Raw genomic sequence first — 968 nt, forward strand, 5'->3', positions numbered from 1 at the left:
TCGCAACGCCCACCTTGCCGCGATTGCGCAGCACGTTGGAGACAGTCGCTGCGGTCACGCCGGCGCGTTTCGCCACTTCGGTAAGGGTAGTCATCGGTCGGATGCTGGCTCGCGTTAGTCTTTATCGAGCGCACTGTGCGGCCGCGAAGGGTCCATGTACATCTTCCAGCTGTAAGGTCAAAATTTGGGATGACGTCCCGACATTTGCATCCGCTGACTCGTAGCGCTAAATTCGCACGCAAAGCAGTTCAAAATTACAGACGGAGACAGCCCGAGCGATCCCTAAACAAGATCGCTTTTTGACGGGCGTTAGGTTAAACGCTTAACCTTAAAGAGTCTCCGCGTAGAAATACGGAGACGACAGCATGGCGAGCATCTCGTTGCGTTCGGTTCAGAAGTCCTACGGCGATCACGCGCCGGTGATTCGCGATGTGAATCTGGAGATCGGCGAACACGAGTTTTGCGTGTTTCTTGGACCGTCCGGTTGTGGCAAGTCGACGCTTTTGCGCATGATCGCGGGCCTGGAGGACATCACCGACGGCGACCTGTACATCGGCTCAACCCTCGTGAACGACATTCCGGCCGCGAAGCGCGGTGTCGCGATGGTGTTCCAGAGCTACGCGCTCTTTCCGCACATGACCGTCTATGAGAACATGGCCTTCGGCCTGACGCTCGCGAAGACGCCGAAGGACGAAATCGACCGCAAGGTGCGCGAGGCCGCGCGCGTGCTGCAACTCGAAGCGCTGCTGGAGCGGCGGCCCAAGGCGCTGTCGGGCGGTCAGCGGCAGCGCGTGGCGATCGGGCGCGCGATCGTGCGCAGCCCCGGCGTCTTTCTCTTCGACGAACCGCTTTCCAATCTTGATGCGACCCTGCGCGGCCAGACGCGCGTAGAAATCGCGCGGCTGCACCAGCAGTTCGAGAAGGCCAGCGTCGTCTATGTCACGCACGACCAGATCGAAGCGATGACG

At 60.1% G+C, this 968-nt stretch carries 2 protein-coding genes; one reads left to right on the forward strand and one right to left on the reverse strand.

Annotated features, from left to right (window positions below; translation table 11 throughout):
• On the reverse strand, window positions 1–94 hold a 94-nt coding region (locus tag AWB67_RS38570), incomplete at its 3' end, for a LacI family DNA-binding transcriptional regulator (RefSeq protein WP_125477900.1).
• A 271-nt stretch (window positions 95–365) separates the two neighbouring features.
• On the opposite strand from AWB67_RS38570, the gene AWB67_RS38575 reads away from it, so the two are divergent.
• Window positions 366–968 (forward strand): ABC transporter ATP-binding protein (locus AWB67_RS38575; RefSeq protein WP_125477901.1); only part of this gene is annotated, 603 nt, incomplete at its 3' end.

This window comes from Caballeronia terrestris, assembly GCF_001544515.1.
GTDB lineage: Bacteria > Pseudomonadota > Gammaproteobacteria > Burkholderiales > Burkholderiaceae > Caballeronia > Caballeronia terrestris.